Origin of the sequence: Kitasatospora sp. NPDC058046, from assembly GCF_042885595.1 — a bacterium.
Taxonomy (GTDB): domain Bacteria; phylum Actinomycetota; class Actinomycetes; order Streptomycetales; family Streptomycetaceae; genus Kitasatospora.
Genome location: NZ_JBHVRS010000005.1, coordinates 105,188 through 120,778 on the forward strand (window position 1 = coordinate 105,188; position 15,591 = coordinate 120,778).

General features: G+C 74.5%; 19 protein-coding genes and 1 riboswitch. Of the genes, 16 read left to right on the plus strand and 3 right to left on the minus strand.

What is annotated here, in order from left to right:
* Positions 1–2: 2 nt before the first annotated feature.
* The 5 genes from aroQ (at position 3) to ACFVU7_RS12720 (ending at position 4,848) form a co-directional block, all read left to right on the plus strand.
* Positions 3–431, plus strand: a complete 429-nt coding sequence (gene aroQ, locus ACFVU7_RS12700) for a type II 3-dehydroquinate dehydratase (protein WP_049653999.1) — start codon at positions 3–5, stop codon at positions 429–431.
* A gap of 139 nt (positions 432–570) precedes the next feature.
* On the plus strand, positions 571–1,419 hold the full coding sequence (locus ACFVU7_RS12705) for an AAA family ATPase (RefSeq protein ID WP_388045229.1): 849 nt from the start codon (positions 571–573) through the stop codon (positions 1,417–1,419).
* A 79-nt stretch (positions 1,420–1,498) separates the two neighbouring features.
* Positions 1,499–2,308, plus strand: coding sequence for an Fpg/Nei family DNA glycosylase (locus ACFVU7_RS12710; RefSeq protein ID WP_049656544.1), 810 nt, complete (start codon positions 1,499–1,501; stop codon positions 2,306–2,308).
* 135 nt (positions 2,309–2,443) lie between these two features.
* On the plus strand, positions 2,444–2,770 hold the full coding sequence (locus ACFVU7_RS12715) for a putative quinol monooxygenase (protein WP_074002386.1): 327 nt from the start codon (positions 2,444–2,446) through the stop codon (positions 2,768–2,770).
* A gap of 71 nt (positions 2,771–2,841) precedes the next feature.
* A complete protein-coding gene (locus ACFVU7_RS12720) occupies positions 2,842–4,848 on the plus strand; it encodes an AAA family ATPase (protein WP_388045030.1) in 2,007 nt (668 codons plus the stop codon).
* Between the two features lie 45 nt (positions 4,849–4,893).
* Here the strand turns inward: ACFVU7_RS12720 and ACFVU7_RS12725 are convergent, their stop codons facing one another.
* Both ACFVU7_RS12725 and ACFVU7_RS12730 read right to left on the minus strand, forming a co-directional pair.
* Positions 4,894–6,567: a hypothetical protein gene (locus ACFVU7_RS12725; protein ID WP_388045031.1), complete on the minus strand. Its 1,674-nt coding sequence runs from the start codon at positions 6,565–6,567 to the stop codon at positions 4,894–4,896.
* A 122-nt stretch (positions 6,568–6,689) separates the two neighbouring features.
* Positions 6,690–7,073, minus strand: coding sequence for a metalloregulator ArsR/SmtB family transcription factor (locus ACFVU7_RS12730; protein ID WP_049656554.1), 384 nt, complete (start codon positions 7,071–7,073; stop codon positions 6,690–6,692).
* An 82-nt stretch (positions 7,074–7,155) separates the two neighbouring features.
* Positions 7,156–7,369, plus strand: a riboswitch (cobalamin riboswitch).
* A gap of 30 nt (positions 7,370–7,399) precedes the next feature.
* Between ACFVU7_RS12730 and ACFVU7_RS12735 the strand changes: the two genes are divergently transcribed.
* Entirely contained in the window at positions 7,400–8,515 is a 1,116-nt protein-coding gene (locus ACFVU7_RS12735) for a HoxN/HupN/NixA family nickel/cobalt transporter (protein ID WP_049656561.1), read from the plus strand.
* Between the two features lie 66 nt (positions 8,516–8,581).
* On the opposite strand, the gene rpmG is transcribed toward ACFVU7_RS12735, so the two are convergent.
* Positions 8,582–8,746, minus strand: a complete 165-nt coding sequence (gene rpmG / locus ACFVU7_RS12740; protein WP_049656556.1) for a 50S ribosomal protein L33 — start codon at positions 8,744–8,746, stop codon at positions 8,582–8,584.
* Positions 8,747–8,890: 144 nt separating this feature from the next.
* Here rpmG and rpmB point away from each other — a divergent pair, with 144 nt between their 5' ends.
* The 10 genes from rpmB (at position 8,891) to ACFVU7_RS12790 (ending at position 15,487) form a co-directional block, all read left to right on the plus strand.
* Positions 8,891–9,127, plus strand: a complete 237-nt coding sequence (gene rpmB, locus ACFVU7_RS12745; RefSeq protein ID WP_074002388.1) for a 50S ribosomal protein L28 — start codon at positions 8,891–8,893, stop codon at positions 9,125–9,127.
* The gene (gene rpsN, locus ACFVU7_RS12750) at positions 9,127–9,432 is read left to right on the plus strand and encodes a 30S ribosomal protein S14 (RefSeq protein ID WP_375875499.1); all 306 of its coding nucleotides are present in this window, start codon (positions 9,127–9,129) and stop codon (positions 9,430–9,432) included. Before rpmB ends, rpsN begins: the two co-directional genes overlap by 1 nt.
* A 5-nt stretch (positions 9,433–9,437) precedes the next feature.
* Positions 9,438–10,604 (plus strand): CobW family GTP-binding protein, encoded by a 1,167-nt coding sequence (locus tag ACFVU7_RS12755; protein WP_380780942.1) that lies wholly within the window; start codon positions 9,438–9,440, stop codon positions 10,602–10,604.
* A 14-nt stretch (positions 10,605–10,618) separates the two neighbouring features.
* Positions 10,619–10,855, plus strand: coding sequence for a 30S ribosomal protein S18 (gene rpsR, locus ACFVU7_RS12760; RefSeq protein ID WP_049661328.1), 237 nt, complete (start codon positions 10,619–10,621; stop codon positions 10,853–10,855).
* Positions 10,856–10,903: 48 nt separating this feature from the next.
* Entirely contained in the window at positions 10,904–11,077 is a 174-nt protein-coding gene (rpmF, locus tag ACFVU7_RS12765) for a 50S ribosomal protein L32 (RefSeq protein ID WP_049661326.1), read from the plus strand.
* 201 nt (positions 11,078–11,278) lie between these two features.
* Positions 11,279–12,385: a Xaa-Pro peptidase family protein gene (locus ACFVU7_RS12770; RefSeq protein ID WP_117487146.1), complete on the plus strand. Its 1,107-nt coding sequence runs from the start codon at positions 11,279–11,281 to the stop codon at positions 12,383–12,385.
* Positions 12,386–12,461: 76 nt separating this feature from the next.
* Complete coding sequence (gene efp / locus ACFVU7_RS12775) at positions 12,462–13,025, plus strand: elongation factor P (RefSeq protein WP_049651352.1); 564 nt, start codon at positions 12,462–12,464, stop codon at positions 13,023–13,025.
* A 4-nt stretch (positions 13,026–13,029) separates the two neighbouring features.
* The gene (gene nusB / locus ACFVU7_RS12780) at positions 13,030–13,467 is read left to right on the plus strand and encodes a transcription antitermination factor NusB (RefSeq protein WP_049651353.1); all 438 of its coding nucleotides are present in this window, start codon (positions 13,030–13,032) and stop codon (positions 13,465–13,467) included.
* A gap of 142 nt (positions 13,468–13,609) precedes the next feature.
* On the plus strand, positions 13,610–14,437 hold the full coding sequence (locus tag ACFVU7_RS12785; RefSeq protein ID WP_049651354.1) for a thioesterase family protein: 828 nt from the start codon (positions 13,610–13,612) through the stop codon (positions 14,435–14,437).
* A gap of 135 nt (positions 14,438–14,572) precedes the next feature.
* Positions 14,573–15,487, plus strand: a complete 915-nt coding sequence (locus tag ACFVU7_RS12790) for a hypothetical protein (protein ID WP_143204534.1) — start codon at positions 14,573–14,575, stop codon at positions 15,485–15,487.
* Positions 15,488–15,591: the final 104 nt, after the last annotated feature.

Consider the following 15,591-nt stretch of genomic DNA (forward strand, 5'->3'; position numbering starts at 1 on the left):
TGATGGTGCTCAACGGCCCCAACCTGGGCCGGCTGGGCAGCCGCGAGCCGGACGTCTACGGCGCCACCTCGTACGCCGGGCTGGTCGAGCGCTGCACCGCGCTGGGCAAGGAGTTCGGCTTCGAGGTCGAGGTGCACGAGACCAACTCCGAGCAGCAGATGGTGGAGTGGCTGCACGAGGCGGCCGACGGGCAGGTGCCGGTGGTGATCAACCCCGGTGCGTTCACCCACTACTCGTACGCGATGCGGGACGCCGCGGCCCAGCGCACCGCGCCGCTGATCGAGGTGCACATCTCCAACCCGTACGCCCGGGAGACCTTCCGGCACACCTCGGTGATCGCCGCGGTGGCCTCCGGCACCATCGCCGGTTTCGGGCTCGGCTCCTACGAGCTGGCGCTGCGCGCGCTGGCCGAGCGGCTCACCACCCGCTGAGGGTACGGGCGGTGGCCCGGCGGCGGACTGTGCCCGCTGCCGGGCCGCCGTGTAGTGTCCCCGCTGAGAAGTGTCGGGAGGTGCCGTGACGCAGTACACCGGAGGCGGGCAGGTCCCGCCGCGTCCCGTCGCCCCGCCGGTGGCGCCGGGGGGCGGAACGCGGGGGACGTCGTCGGGGGCGCAGCCGCCCTCCCCGCAGTCTCCGCCGTCCCCGCCGCCGGGCCGGCCGGCGCCGGCGGCGCCCGTCACTCCCGGGCCGACCGGCCCCGGGCCCGCCGCCCACCCCGTTCCCGCCCACCCGGCCCCGGCCCCCGCGGCCGTACCCGTGCCGAGCGCGCCGCCCGTGCCCGCCGGGGGCACCGGGCACTTCGTGCTGCCGTCCGGCGCACCCGTCCAACTGCCGGCCCACCCGCCGCGGCAGCACGCGGCCACCGGGCCGATAGCCGTCCTGCTGATCGGACCGGCCGGGGCCGGCAAGACCACCGTCGCCCGCCACTGGGCCGAGCGGCGGCCCACCCCGACCGCGCACATCAGCCTGGACGACGTCCGCGAGTGGGTGCAGGCGGGCTTCGCCAACCCGCAGTCCGGCTGGAACAACGCCTCCGAGGCGCAGTACCGGCTGGCCCGCCGCACCTGCGGCTTCGCCTGCCGCAACTACCTGGCCAACGGCATCTCCTGCATCATCGACGACGCCGTCTTCCCGGACCGCCCGGCGATCGGCCTCGGCGGCTGGAAGCGGCACATCGGCCCCGGCATGATCCCGGTCGTGCTGCTGCCCAGCCTGGACTCGGTGCTGCACCGCAACGCCCGGCGCAGCGGCAACCGCCGGCTCGGGGACGAGGAGGTGGCCCGCATCCACGGGCGGATGGCCGGCTGGTACAACTCCGGGCTGCCGATCATCGACAACTCCGCCCTGGACGTCGCCGGGACGGCCGCCGAGCTGGACCGCGTCATCCTGGCCCGGCTGATGGGCGTCCCGGTCCGCTGACCCGCCGCGGCACGGGGCTGTCGGTGCCGGCTGCGATGATGGACGGGTCCAGTCGCCGAGCCCGGAGGAGCCGACGCCCGTGCCCGAAGGCCACATCATCCACCGCCTCGCCACCGAGAACCGCGAGGCCTTCGGCGGCCGCCCGGTGCGGGTCTCCAGCCCGCAGGGCCGGTTCGCCGACGAGGCCAAGGTGATCGACGGGCAGCTGCTCACCGGTGCGGAGGCCACCGGCAAGCACCTCTTCCTCGGCTTCGAGGAGGGCGCCTGGGTGCACGTCCACCTCGGCCTCTACGGCGGCTTCACCTTCGGCACCGGCCCGGCGCCCGCGCCGGTCGGGCTGGTCCGGCTGCGGCTGGAGAACGAGGACGGCTACGCCGACCTGCGCGGGCCCAACACCTGCGCGCTCGTCACGGACGACCAGAAGGCCGCCGTCGCCGCCCGGCTCGGCCCCGACCCGCTGCGCGCCGACGCCGACCCGGAGGCCGCCTGGCGCCGGATATCGGGCAGTCGGACGACCGTCGCGGCGCTGCTGATGGACCAGAAGGTGCTGGCCGGGGTGGGCAACGTCTACCGGGCCGAGGTGCTGTTCCGCCACGGCATCGACCCGCACCGGGCCGGGCGCGACCTCACCCGCCGGGAGTGGGACGCGATCTGGGCCGACCTGGTCGCCCTGATGCGCGAGGGCGTCACCGCCGGCCGGATCGACACCGTCCGCCCCGAGCACACCCCCGAGGCGATGGGCCGCCCGCCCCGGGTGGACGACCACGGCGGCGAGGTGTACGTCTACCGGCGGGCCGCCATGCCCTGCCTGGTCTGCGGCACCGACGTGCGGACGGAGGAGCATGCCGCCCGCAACCTCTTCTGGTGCCCCGCCTGCCAGGCGGCGTGACCGGCCCCGGCCGGGACGCGCAACGCCCCCGTGTCGTGGAGAGCCCTTCTGACCTGCGACGATGGACAGGTGCCCGCCGAGCGGCGGGCACCCGTCCGCACGGCCACGTGTGAACGTGGAAGGGAAGGAAGTCCCATGATCTTCATTACGGTCAAGTTCGCGGTCCGCCCCGAGCGCGCCGACGAGTGGCTCGACCTGGTCGACGGTTTCACCCAGGCCACCCGCAGCGAGCCCGGCAACCTCTTCTTCGAGTGGTCCCGCAGCGTCGACAACGCCAACGAGTTCGTCCTGGTCGAGGCGTTCCGCGACGGCGACGCCGGCAAGGAGCACGTGGAGTCCGCGCACTTCACCAAGGCCATGGACGAGATGTCGTACGCCGTGGCCGCCAAGCCGCAGATCGTCTCGATCGAGATCCCCGGCATGGACGGCTGGGGCGAGATGGGCGAGATCACCCCCCGGTGACACCGGAGTGCCCCTCCGGCCGGGTGCCCAGCCCGTAGGCTGGGGCCCGGGCGGCCGGAGGGAGCAGGCGGATGGAGCGGCACGAGGTGGCCAACACCGTGTCAGGCGCCACGGTGGGCGGCCATGTGGTGCAGGCCGGGAGCATCGGGTCGGTGCACCTCCACCAGCCGCCGACGGTGCCGACGCCCCGTCAGGTGCGCGCGCCGCACGGCCCGTTCGTCAACCGTGAACCGGAGTTCGCCGCACTGGCCGGCGCGCTGGACCGGGTCGAGGAGGGCGGACTCGGGGTCGTGGTGTTCACCGGCCTCGGCGGGGTCGGGAAGACCGAGCTGATCGCCAAGTTCACCGAGCGCCACCGGGAGCGCTTCCCCGGCGGGGACCTCTACGCCGACCTGAAGGCCTACCGGCACCAGGGCGGGGTGGACCTCCCCGGGCTGCTGGCCGGCTTCCTGCGCGCCCTGGGCGCCGAGCCCCCGGCCGTGGAGGCCGAGCGGTTCACGGCCTTCCGCACCGCCACCGCCGGGCGCCGGTGCCTGTTCTTCCTGGACAACGTCGAGCACGCCGCGGAGGTCCGGGCGCTGCTCCCCGCCTGCGGGCTGGTGGTGGTCGCGAGCCGGCGGCGGCTGCCCGCGCTGCGGATGGACGGCGCCGAGGTGCGCCGACTCGGGCCGCTGAGCGCGGCGGCGGGCGCCGAACTGGTGCGGGGCTGGGTGGGCTCCGGGCGGGGCACCGACGGGGAACTGGCCGAACTGGTCGAGCTGTGCGGCGGGTTGCCGCTCGCGCTGAACGCGGTCGGGAGCCAGCTGCTGGACCGGGACAGCCTGCCGGTCGGCCGGGTGGTGGCCGAACTGCACGACCGGGAGAGCAGGTTGGCGATGCTGGAGGACGAGGAGAGCGATCTCGGCGCGACGTACGACCTGGTCCACGAGCGGCTGTCGGCGCCGGGCCGGGCGCTCTACCAGCTGATCGGCGTGCACCCCGGCCCCTTCGTGTCCGCCGAACTGGCGCGGGCGGTCGGCGTCGAGCGCGCCGAGCAGGCGGTCAGGGAGCTGCGTGGCGTCCACGTGCTCGACGAGGTGGTGGACGACGACGGCGAGGACCGATTCCGGGCCCACGACGTGGTGCGGCTGCACGCCTACGGCCGGACGCGGGAGCTGCCCGACCGCGCCGGGCTCCTCGCCGGCGTCGTGGCGTACTTCCGGGGCCGTGCCTCGCTCGCCGACCGGACGATGGGCAGGGACCGGCTCCGGCTGCAGGACCCGAGCGGCGACGACCTGCCCGGCTTCGCCTCCGACGCCGCGGCCCTGGAGTGGCTGTACGCCGAACGCGCCGACTTCCGCGCGGTGGTGGAGGAGGCGGCCGCGCAGGGGTGGCACGGCGAGGTGTGGCGGCTCTGCGAGTCGCTCTGGCCGCTGTACCACGGCCGCAAGCTCTACGACGACTGGATCGCCACCCACCGGCTCGGCATCGAGTCGGCCCAGTGGGACAACCAGCCGGCCGCCGTGGTCAAGATGCGCAATCAGCTCGCCCGCGCCCACCAGGAGCGCGAGGAGTACCGGCTCGCCGCCGAGCAGCTGGCGCTCGCCACGGAGCTGGTCCCGCTGGTGACGAACCGCCGGGTGGTCGGGGTGCTCTACGAGACCGACGGCCTGCTCTGCCTGGCCGACGGCCGCCCGGGCGACGCGGTGGAGCGCTTCACCCTGGCCCTGGCGGAGAACCGGGGCGACGACCACGGCGAGATCGTCCAGAGCTACAACCTGGCGCAGGCGCTGATCGCCGACGGCCGTCCGGAGGAGGCGCTGACCCTGCTGGCCGAGGCCACCGCCCGGGCCGCGCGGACGCGGGACAACGACATGCTGATGAAGCTGCCGCTGGTCCGCGCCCGGGCCCACCGGGCGCTCGGGCAGCTGGACCTCGCCGTCGCCCACGCGGACGACTGCGCCCGGCAGGCCAGGGAGCGGAACCAGTTCGCGAAGGAGGCGCAGGCCCACACCCTGCTCGTCACCCTCGCGGAGGAGCTGGACGACGCGGAGCTGGCGGAGCGCAGCCGCGCGCGGCTGCGGCAGCTGGCGGGCTGAGGGGCGGTACGGGTCGGGGGCCGGTGCCGGCGGGACACGGCGTGATCAGGGCCCGGTACGGAAGGACACCCGGGTGCGGTGCCCGCCGGTGCGGACGGTGAGCCCGTGCTCGGGGAGGCCGGCCGGGTCGCCGCCGTCGGCGAGCCAGCAGGCCACGGCGGAGCCGAGCAGCAGCGGGTCGACGGCGGGGTCGGGGCGGCCCCAGTCCGGTTCGGCACGGGCCTCCAGCAGCCGGCCGCCGTGCAGCCGGAGCAGGTGGCGGGCCGGGCCGAGGGCGGCCACCGCGACGGCGAGGCCGGGCAGTTCGGCGGCGGTGTCGGCGAGCCAGCGGGTGGCGGGGCGTTCGGCGTGGGCCTCGGTGCGGGCGATCACCTCGGCCGTGTAGCGCAGGGCGTCGCCCGGGTGCTCGTCGGTGAGGGCGTGGAAGCCGCGCGGGGTGTGGTCGTCCGGGTGGAAGGGGTAGCGCCGCAGGCTCACCTCGGTCCCCTCGGTGCTGCCCTCGACGTCGTACGCGGTGGGCCACTCGGCGGCCCCGGGGCAGGGGACGGGCCTGGGGTAGGGCGGCAGGGAGGGTTCGCCCCCGGGTTCGTCCAGGCCGTCCAGGAAGGAGTAGAGCAGTGGGCGCAGCAGCCGGGCGGACTCGCCGCGGTGGGCGAGTGAGCGGTCGGTGATCTCGCGCAGGCCGGCCGGGGCCTCGGCGAGGGCCTGTTCGAGCTGGGCGGCGAGGTCCCCGTCCGGGTCGAGGACGGGGGCGGCCTGGCCGAAGGCGTAGCTGGGGGAGCGCGGGTCGAGTTCGGCGGCGCCGGTGGCGACGAGCATGGTGCGGTGTTCCAGGGCGGCGCCGTAGACGGTGACCGAGCCGTGGTCGCCGATCACGCAGTCGGCGGCGACGAGCGCGGCCTGCCAGCCCTGGTGGGGCGGGATCAGGCGCAGGCCCATCCGACGGGCGTCGTCGAGCAGCGCCCCGGGTGCGTGGCGGCTCCACACGTTGGGGTGCAGGACGACGGCCACCGTGTACTCGTCGGCGGGCAGTTGGCGGACGAGCCGCCGGGGCAGGTCGGGGTGGCGGCCGAATAACGAGTGCTCGCTCCAGGTGGAGCTGACGACGACGAGCCGTCGGCCGCCGACGGCGCCGAGCGCGGCGCGGTAGCCGTCCCGGGAGCGCCGGCTGGCGAGCATCCGGTCGAAGCACGGGTCGCCGACCACCCGGGCGACGTCCAGGGCCTCGGGGCAGGAGGTCCGCAGCCGGTCCAGCTGTTCGGGGTGGGAGAGCCCGAGGACGTCCACGAACACCCGCCCGCGGTGGGTGAGTTCGTTGCGGGACAGGCCGGCGGCGCTGACCGTGTCGCCGGTGGACTCGGTGACCAGGCGGTTGTAGCCGGCGCCGTGCGGCAGGACGACGAGGCGGGCGTCCAGGCGGTGCATGGAGGAGTGGACGGCGCAGGCGACGGCCAGGTCGAAGCGGTGGCGGACGGCGTCGTCCCAGTCCAGCACGGTGAAGCCGGACAGGCCGTGCAGGTAGTCGTCCAGGGTGCGGTCGGCGAAGACGGAACCGGGGTTGACGGTGAAGTACCACTCGATGCCGTGCGGGCTCAGCAGGGAGAGGACGTCCAGCACCCGGGTGGCCGAGGTGAGGGTGCGGGCGACCGCCAGCACGCGGGCCTTGACCGGGTCGGTGTTCCAGCGGTCGGCGGGCCAGGCATGGGGGTGGGACGGCACATCATGATCGTACTGGCCGGGGCCGTTCACGGCGCGCCTTCCCGAGCGGGAGTCAGCGGCCCGAGCGGGAGTCAGCGGACCGGGCGGGAGGCGGCAGGTCGGGCAGGCGTCGGCGGGAGGGGTCAGCCCACCGCCGCGCTGGGCTCGTGGTGCTCGGCGGCGGCGCACTCGTCGAGGAGGGGGCGCATGGCCTCGTCCACGAGCCGGTAGCGCACCACTCGTCCGTCCCGGTCGCCGGTGACCACGCCGGCCGTACGGAGCAGCCGCAGGGCCTGGGAGACGGCGGGGTCGCGCATGCCGGTGGCCACCGCGAGGTCGCTGACGGCGAGCGGGCCGGCCCGGTGGAGGGCGAGCAGCAGGGCGAGCCGTCCGGGGTCGGCGAGCAGGGAGAACCGCTCGGCCCAGGACCGGACGTGCGCGGGGTCGCCGATCGCGGCGATGGCCTCGCAGACCCGGTGCCCGTCGATGGTGCGGTGGCCCGCGCGGTCGGCCGGTACGAGATGCATGCGGACATTCTTGCAGGCGGCCGCCTGTGATCCTGGACACCTGCGCAGGTGCGCAGCCTTGCACGGGTCGGGGCGCGGCCCCTACGGTGTTCCCCGCCGTGGTGCTCGGGAAGACCGGTGACGGACCCTCAGGGGTCCCAGCCCGGAGCGGCCCTCGCCACTGTGATCGGGTCGTTCCTCCGCCCGCGGAGGAACGTCGTCCGTGCCCACGGAGCCACTGGGTGCCTCGCGCACCTGGGAAGGCGGGCACGGGTATCCCGTCAGCCAGGAGACCGGCCACGGCATCTCACGAGGTTTTCCACGAGGTGCTGGAGCGTGATCCGCAGATGACCCTGCCCGAAACCGTTGCCGCCGGCGCGAAGCCGGCCCCTTCCGTGCTGCCCAGCTTCAGATGGCGGCGCGAGGACACCGTCCGTACGGCCGGGCTGATGGCGGTGATCGTGGCCATGCACGTGGTGGCCTTCGGCACGCTGATCTTCCTGGTCGCGCCCGAGCGGTACGCGGTCGGTACCCAGGTCTTCGGGGTGGGCCTCGGCATCACCGCGTACACCCTCGGGATGCGGCACGCGTTCGACGCCGACCACATCGCGGTGATCGACAACACCACCCGCAAGCTGATGGCGGACGGCAAGCGGCCGGTCTCGGTGGGCTTCTGGTTCGCCCTCGGGCACTCCTCGATGGTGGTGCTGATGGCCGCCCTGGTGGCGGGCGGCGCGCAGCTGGCGAACACGCTGATGGACGACGAGTCGGCCACCCACAAGTGGCTGGGCGTGATCGGGACGACCACCTCCGGCGTGTTCCTCTACCTGATCGGCGCGCTCAACCTGGCGGCGCTGCTCGGCATCCTCAGGGTGTTCCGCTCGATGCGGGCCGGGAAGTTCGACGAGAAGGAGCTGGAGGCGCACCTCGACTCGCGCGGCTTCATGGCCCGGGTGCTGAACCGGGCGACCCGTTCGATCACCCGGCCGGGGCAGATGTTCCCGGTGGGCATGGTGCTGGGCCTGGGCTTCGACACCGCGACCGAGGTCACCCTGATGGTGATGGCCGGCTCGGGCGCGGCCTCCGGGCTGCCCTGGTACGCGATCGTCTGCCTGCCGCTGCTGTTCGCGGCGGGGATGAGCCTGTTCGACACCTTGGACGGGACGTTCATGAACTTCGCGTACCAGTGGGCCTTCGCCAACCCGGTCCGGAAGGTGTACTACAACCTGACCATCACGGGTCTGTCGATCGCGGTGGCCTTCATCATCGGCACCATCGAGCTGGTCGGGGTGCTGCACGAGAAGCTCGACCTGACCGACCCGGTCACCGGGTTCGTCGCGGACATCTCGCTGGACAACGTGGGCTACGCCATCGCCGGGCTGTTCGTGGTGGTCTGGGCGATCGCGATCGGGTACTGGAAGCTCGCCCGGGTCGAGCAGCGCTGGACGCCCGAGGGCTCCTGAGCCGAGCGGCCCGGCCGCCCGCGGCGCCTCCCCGAGTCCGGGGAGGCGCCGTTCGCGTGTCCGGGGTCAGCGCTCCTCGCGGAAGTCGACGTGCCGGCCCGCGGCCGGGTCGTACTTGCGCAGGACCATCCGGTCCGGGTCGTTGCGGCGGTTCTTGCGGGTCACGTACGTGAAGCCGGTGCCGGCGGTGGAGCGGAGCCTGATCACCGGGCGCAGTTCGCTGCGGGCCATGGGACGTCCTCCTGGGGTCTGGGGGTCGGGGTCTCGGGGTCCGGTCCGAGGGGTTGGCTCGAACCGTACATCGAAATGGAAGTCATTTTCATCTGGTGTAACGTGAGCCCGGTCCTGCCCATTCCCGGACGCCAGGGAGCACCCATGTCCGCCCGCTGCCAACTCACCGGCCGCCGGCCCGGCTTCGGCAACGCGATCTCGCACTCGCACCGCCGCACCGGCCGCCGCTTCGACCCCAACATCCAGCGCAAGCGCTACTGGCTGCCCGGCGAGGGCCGGTACGTCCGGCTGGCGCTGAGCGCCAAGGGCATCCGCACCGTCGACGCGATCGGCATCGAGGCCGCCGTCGCCCGCATCCGCGCCCGGGGGGAGAAGGTCTGATGGCCAAGCAGAGCAAGATCGCCAAGAACGAGCGGCGGCGCGCCGTCGTCGCCCGCCACGCCGAGCGCCGGGCCGAGCTCAAGCGGACCATCGCCCACCCCGGCACCGGCCCCGCCGAGCGCGCCGCCGCCCAGGCCGAACTCGCCCGCCAGCCGCGCGACGCCAGCGCCACCCGGGTCCGCAACCGGGACGCCGTGGACGGCCGGCCCCGCGGCTACCTGCGGGCCTTCGGCCTCTCCCGGGTCAACCTGCGCGCCCACGCCCACGCCGGGCACCTGCCCGGCGTCCGCAAGGCGAGCTGGTGAGCGCCGTGGACGGGACCAGGCTGCCGGTGGTGGTCGTCGCCGGCCTGCACGCGGAGCAGCGCCGGGCCGCCGTCGAGGAACTGGCGGCGGCCGCGGTGGACGCCGTGGTCCTGCACCACGACCTGCGGGACGCCGCACTCGGCACCGTCCGCCGCGAGCTGCGCGACGCCGCCGGGGCCTTCGACGTGGCCGACGTCCCGCTGGCGAACGACTGCCCGTGCTGCGCCCTGCGCGAGGACCTGCTGCCCCGGCTGCTGGAGATCGCCGACGGCGGCCGGTACGGACTGGCGATCGTCGAACTGTGGGGCGGCAGCGACCCGCACCCCGCGGTCGAGGTGATCGCCGGGGGAGAGGTGGACGGGAGGCGGCTCGACGACGCCGTCGAACTGGCGGGCGTGGTCACCGCCGTCGACCCGGACCGGCTGGTCGGCGAGCTCTCCGTCCCCGACGACCTGGTGGAGCACGGCGAGCAGACCGCCTCGCGCGACGACCGGACCCGCGCCGAGGCGCTCGCCCACCAGATCGAGTACGCCGGCACGCTCGCCGTGCCGCGCGCCGCGGCGCACGCGCCGGGGCTCGCCCTCCTGCGCCAGCTGCACGCCACCGCCCGGACCGTCCGGCTCGGCACCGGCGCGCTCACCCGGGCCGCGCTCGGCGGCTTCGACGTGGCCGCCGCCCGCGACCGGGTCAACCCGGCGCTCGCGCTGCTGCCGCAGGAGCGGGACGAGGCGGGCGTCGCCACCCTGCTGTGGGAGCGCCGCCGACCGCTCCACCCCGAGCGGCTGCACCGGGCGCTGGAACTGCTCGTCCCGGCGGCGCAGCGCAGCCGCGGCCGGTTCTGGCTGGCCAACCGGCCCGACCTGATACTCGCCTGGGACGCCGCCGGGGCGAACCTCGCGGTCGAGGAGTGCGGGCCCTGGCTCACCTCCCTGCCCGACGCGGCCTGGGAGCTCTACCCGCCCGCGCGCCGGGCCGCCGCCGCCCTCGACTGGCACCCCCGGCACGGCGACCGGGTGCAGCAGCTCAGCTTCACCGCCGAGGGGCTGGACGTCGACGGCATCACCGACCTGCTCGACTCCTGCCTGCTCACCGACGCCGAACTCGCCGCCGGCGAACCCGGCTGGAAGGCCCTGCCGGACGCCTTCCAGGACCTGCTCGACCCCGTCCACTGAAGGAGCGCCCTCCCGTGCGCAAACGATCCGCCCCGCCGAAGCCCCGGCCCAACCCGCTGCTCGCGGCGGGCATCGAGTACATCGACTACAAGGACACCGACCTGCTGCGCCGCTTCGTCTCCGACCGCGGCAAGATCCGCGGCCGCCGGGTCACCCGGCTCACCGCCGAGCAGCAGCGGGCGGTGGCCCGGGCGATCAAGAACGCCCGGGAGACGGCCCTCCTGCCGTACGCCTCGGGCGCCACCCGCTAGCGCCGCCCGACGACGCGTTCGACCACACCACCCGAGAAGGAGCCCGCGATGGCCGTACCCAAGCGCAAGACCTCCCGCAGCAACACCCGGCACCGCCGGGCCCAGTGGCGGGCGACGCCCCCGAAGCTGGTCGCGATCACCCTGAACGGCCGGGAGATGCTCGTCCCGCAGAACCTCGTCCCGGCGTACCGGCGGGGTCTGCTCGACCCGGACGGGCAGTAGGCGCGACGGGAGGAAGCCGCCGCCGAGGGGAGGTGGGCCCCTCGGCGGCGGCGCGCGTCCGAGCGGCGGGTGGGGGAGCGGGGCCCCGGCGCGGGCCGGAGGGCGACGGCGCGGTCGCGCGGGGGGCGCGCAAGGGGCACCGGGGGTTCTGGCGGGGGTGCTCGGCGGGCGCTTCGGGCCGGGGGTTCGTAGGCTCGACGCATGGCGGATGCGTACGCGGGGCGGCGGGAGCGGGTGAGGGAGCACTGCAGCGCGGCCGGGGCCGATGCGGCGCTGATCACCCGTGCGGCGAACGTGCGGTACCTGACGGGCTGCGCGCCCTGCGGGGCGAGCCTGTTGCTGACCAGGGAGCGGGCGCTGCTGGCGCTGCCGGACGACCTTCCGCCGGACGACACCGGGGAGCACCTGATCGCCCCGGACGTCACCCGGCTGCCGGTGGCGGCCGGCTCGGACACCGCGCTGGCCGCCGCGGCCGCGGCCACCCGCTCCGGGGTGTCGGGCCTGGCGGTGGAGGAGCACGACCTGACCGTCAGCCGGCACCGGGCGGTGGGCGACCTGATAGCGGGGACCCGGCTGGTGGACCTCGGCCGGACGGTCGAGCGGCTGCGGGTGGTCAAGGACGAGCACGAGATCGCGGACCTGCGGATCGCCGCCGAGATCGCCGACCAGGCGCTGGGCGAGCTGCTGGAGTCGATCCTGGTCGGCCGCACCGAGCGGCACCTGGCGATGGAGCTGGAGCGCCGGATGATCGACCACGGCGCCGACCGGGCGGCCTTCCCGGTCTCGGTCGGCACCGGCAGCCACTCCGGCCAGGCCGCCCACCAGCCGACCGACCGCCGGGTGGAGGAGGGCGACTTCCTGACCGTGGTGATGGGCGCCCAGTACCGCGGCTACGGCGTCTCCACCGCCCGTACCTTCGTGATCGGCGCCGCCCCCGCGCCCTGGCAGGTGGAGCTGCACCGGCTGGTCTTCCGGGCCCAGCGGGCCGGGCGGGAGGCGCTCGGACCAGGCGTGGAGCAGTGCGTACCCGACCGGGCCGCCCGGCAGGTCCTGGAGGCGGCCGGCCACACCGAGCCCTCCCCGCACCCGGTGGGCCACGGCATCGGGCTGGAGATCCGGGAGGCGCCGCGCCTCGGTCCGGCGGACATGGGTAAACTGGACAGCCGCGTGCCGGTCACCGTCGGTCCGGGGGTTCACCTCCCGGGCAGGGGCGGCGTCCGGATCGAGGACACGCTCGTCGTGCGCCCCCTTGAGGAGGGCGGGCCCGAGCTGCTCACCATCACCACCAAGGAGCTCCTCGCCCTGTGACCGCGGCCCCCGGGGCCGTGGGCGGCAGGACGCAATCCCTTGGTTCCTTGACAGCTATACAGGAGTAAGTGCGCCCGTGGCTTCCACGAACGATCTCAAGAACGGCATGGTCCTCAAGCTGGAGGGCGGCAAGCTCTGGTCCGTCGTCGAGTTCCAGCACGTCAAGCCCGGCAAGGGCCCGGCCTTCGTGCGTACCAAGCTCAAGGAGGTCCTGACCGGCAAGGTCGTCGACAAGACCTTCAACGCGGGCACCAAGGTCGAGACCGCCAACGTCGACAAGCGCGGCATGCAGTTCTCGTACAAGGACGGCGAGAACTTCGTGTTCATGGACATGGACACCTACGACCAGCTGACCATCGAGCCGTCGGTCGTCGGCGACGCCGCCAAGTACCTGCTGGAGGGCTTCGAGGCCCTCGTCGCGCAGAACGAGGGCTCGGTCCTCTACATCGAGCTCCCGGCCGCGGTCGAGCTGACCATCGCCGAGACCGAGCCGGGCGTCCAGGGCGACCGCTCGACCGGTGGCACCAAGCCGGCCACCCTGGAGACGGGCGCCGAGATCCAGGTGCCGCTCTTCGTCACCACCGGTGAGAAGGTCAAGGTCGACACCCGCGACGGCAGCTACCTCGGCCGGGTGAAGTAAGTCCGTGTCGGCCGCACGCAGCAAGGCCCGCACGCGGGCCTTCCAGATCCTCTTCGAGGCCGACCACCGTGGGGTAGACCCGCAGCAGGTCCTCGCCGACTGGGTGGCCCGCGCCCGCGAGCCCAAGCCCGACGAGGGCACCCCGCAGGTCGGTGAGTACACCATGGAGCTCATCGAGGGGTACGTCCAGCACGCTCGTCGCATCGACGACCTGATCGAGCAGTACGCCGTGGGCTGGACGCTCGACCGGATGCCGATCGTGGACCGCAACGTCCTGCGGCTCGGTGCGTACGAGCTGATCTGGGAGGACGGCGTCCCGGACGCCGTCGTCCTGGACGAGGCCGTCGAGATCGCCAAGGAGTTCTCCACGGACGACTCCCCGGCCTTCGTCAACGGCCTGCTCGCCCGCTTCCTCGAGCTGAAGCCGAGCATCCGCCGCTGAGTGGTCGAATCCCGTGAACGGCCGTCGGACCCGAACAGGTGTCCGGCGGCCGTTCCGCGTTTCATCCGGGCGGCGTAGGGTGAGGGCCTACTTGTCAGTAACTTGACGTCCGGAAGCACGCGTGAAGGGCAGGTCCCCCCACATGACCACGGCGATCCGCAGCGAGTTCGACCAGGGCATCGCCCTGACCAGGCACCCCGAGGAGGCCGGCCGGTACGAGGCCGAGCTCGGCGCCGGCTGGCAGATCGGCGGCGGGGTGAACGGCGGACTGCTGCTCGCGGTGGCCGGACACGCGCTGTCGCTGGAGCACGGCACCCACCCGGACCCGGTGTCGATCAGCGGTTACTACCTGTCCGCCTCCACGCCCGGCCCGGCCACCGTCCGCACCGAGGTGCTGCGCACCGGCCGCGGCCTGTCCACCGGCACCGCCTCGCTCAGCCAGGACGGCGTCGAGCGGCTGCGCGTGGTGGCCAGCCACGGCGACCTCGCCACCGCCGACGGCGAGGTGCGCACCAGCGCGCTGCCGCCGCAGCTGCCGCCGCCGGACCAGTGCATCGGCGTCGAGCACGCGCCCAAGGAGCTGATCGCCCAGGCCGCCCTGCTGGAGCGGTTCGACCTGCGGCTGGACCCGGCCACCATCGGCTGGGCGCTCGGACAGCCCTCCGGCAACGGGCGGATCCAGGGCTGGTTCCGGCTCGCCGACGGCCGCGAGCCCGACCCGCTGCTGCTCCTGCTGGTCGCCGACGCGCTGCCGCCGGTCACCTTCGACCTCGGCCTGCCGGGCTGGGCCCCCACCGTCGAGCTGACCGTCCACCTGCGCGCCAGGCCGGTGCCCGGCTGGCTGCGGGTCACCCACGCGACCCGCAACCTGGCCGGCGGCTACTTCGAGGAGGACGCGGAGGTCTGGGACGAGTCCGGCCGCCTGGTCGCGCAGTCCCGCCAGCTGGCCCGCGCGCCCCGCTCCGCCTGACGCCCGCGCGACCCGCATTACCGGTGGTTACATTCCTGTGACACGCCGTACGTGTGCGACGCGCGCGGATGGGGAGGAAGACGGTCAGCGGCACGCCTGCCGCCGACCGTCCTCCCCTGAAGCCAGGAGCCACCGATGAGTCATTTGGGGCGCGCCCGCCGTAACTCCGACTGCACCGCCGGCGGCTCGCGGCCCGTGGTGCGGTCGCACCGGCCGCGGCGGGTCGAGGGCGCCGAGCAGGCGTTCGTCATCGGAGTGCTCACCAACGCCGCGGACTTCGCCCGGGCCCGCGCCTGGGGGATCTCCGACGCCCCCGACCACGAGCGCTACCTGGCCGACACCGCGGACCTGCTGGCCGAGGCGCTGGAGCGGTTCGACACCGTCCGGGCCCGGACGTTCCACCCGCAGGACTTCGAGGAGTTCTGCCTGCTGAACGGGCTGGACCCGGCCGAGCCCGCGGCCCGCGACCGCTACCTGGTCAACCCGGCCCTGCAGACCCAGCTGCTGGCCTATCAGGGCGAGGAGCTGGCCGGGGACTTCGTGCCGCGCCTGGTGCGCGCCCGGGAGAACGGGCTGACGCTCTGCCACGCCGACCTGCTGCTCGACGGGGGCCTGTACGGGGGCGCGGGCGCCTCCGACGAGGAGCACGCCGCCTGGGTGCGCGCCGCCTACGAGCGCGGGGGCGAGGTGTTCCGGCGGATGCTGGTCGGCGCGGGCGCCGGGGTGTACGAGCTGCGCCTGCGGGTGGACGCGCCCGGCGGCGGGCTGACCGCCGCGGCCCGGGTGCTCCAGTGGGAGGACGGCGTGGTCCGGATCAACGACGAGGACCTGGAGCTGGTCTGCGCGGTGCTCTGCACCGGGCTGGCCCTGGAGCTGCCGGGCGTCGCGGTGCTGCACGGCTCGCAGGGCTCGGCGGCCTCCTGCGGGGAGTACCTGCCGGCCTCCTGGGCCTGGTCGAGCGGCGGGCAGGAGTGGGCCCCGGCCGACCGGCCGGTCCGGCTGGACGGCGTGGCGGCGCAGCCCGGCTACAGCCTGGGGACGGTCTGCTGACGCCTCCGCCGCCCCGGGGTGGTGTGGCTACACCGCGGCGCGGCCCCCGGTCTGGGGAGCCGCGCCGTGACGTTTCTGCTTGCCAGCACTAGTGGCGCGAGTGC

Coding starts and splice junctions, on each gene's coding strand:
- aroQ (WP_049653999.1), top strand. CDS start 3: ATGGTGCTCAACGGCCCCAACCTGGGCCGGCTGGGCAGCCGCGAGCCG.
- rpsN (WP_375875499.1), top strand. CDS start 9,127: ATGGCCAAGCAGAGCAAGATCGCCAAGAACGAGCGGCGGCGCGCCGTC.
- rpmB (WP_074002388.1), top strand. CDS start 8,891: ATGTCCGCCCGCTGCCAACTCACCGGCCGCCGGCCCGGCTTCGGCAAC.
- ACFVU7_RS12770 (WP_117487146.1), top strand. CDS start 11,279: ATGGCGGATGCGTACGCGGGGCGGCGGGAGCGGGTGAGGGAGCACTGC.
- rpmG (WP_049656556.1), bottom strand. CDS start 8,746: ATGGCCCGCAGCGAACTGCGCCCGGTGATCAGGCTCCGCTCCACCGCC.
- ACFVU7_RS12790 (WP_143204534.1), top strand. CDS start 14,573: ATGAGTCATTTGGGGCGCGCCCGCCGTAACTCCGACTGCACCGCCGGC.
- ACFVU7_RS12730 (WP_049656554.1), bottom strand. CDS start 7,073: ATGCATCTCGTACCGGCCGACCGCGCGGGCCACCGCACCATCGACGGG.
- ACFVU7_RS12720 (WP_388045030.1), top strand. CDS start 2,842: ATGGAGCGGCACGAGGTGGCCAACACCGTGTCAGGCGCCACGGTGGGC.
- ACFVU7_RS12735 (WP_049656561.1), top strand. CDS start 7,400: ATGACCCTGCCCGAAACCGTTGCCGCCGGCGCGAAGCCGGCCCCTTCC.
- ACFVU7_RS12715 (WP_074002386.1), top strand. CDS start 2,444: ATGATCTTCATTACGGTCAAGTTCGCGGTCCGCCCCGAGCGCGCCGAC.
- rpmF (WP_049661326.1), top strand. CDS start 10,904: ATGGCCGTACCCAAGCGCAAGACCTCCCGCAGCAACACCCGGCACCGC.
- ACFVU7_RS12785 (WP_049651354.1), top strand. CDS start 13,610: ATGACCACGGCGATCCGCAGCGAGTTCGACCAGGGCATCGCCCTGACC.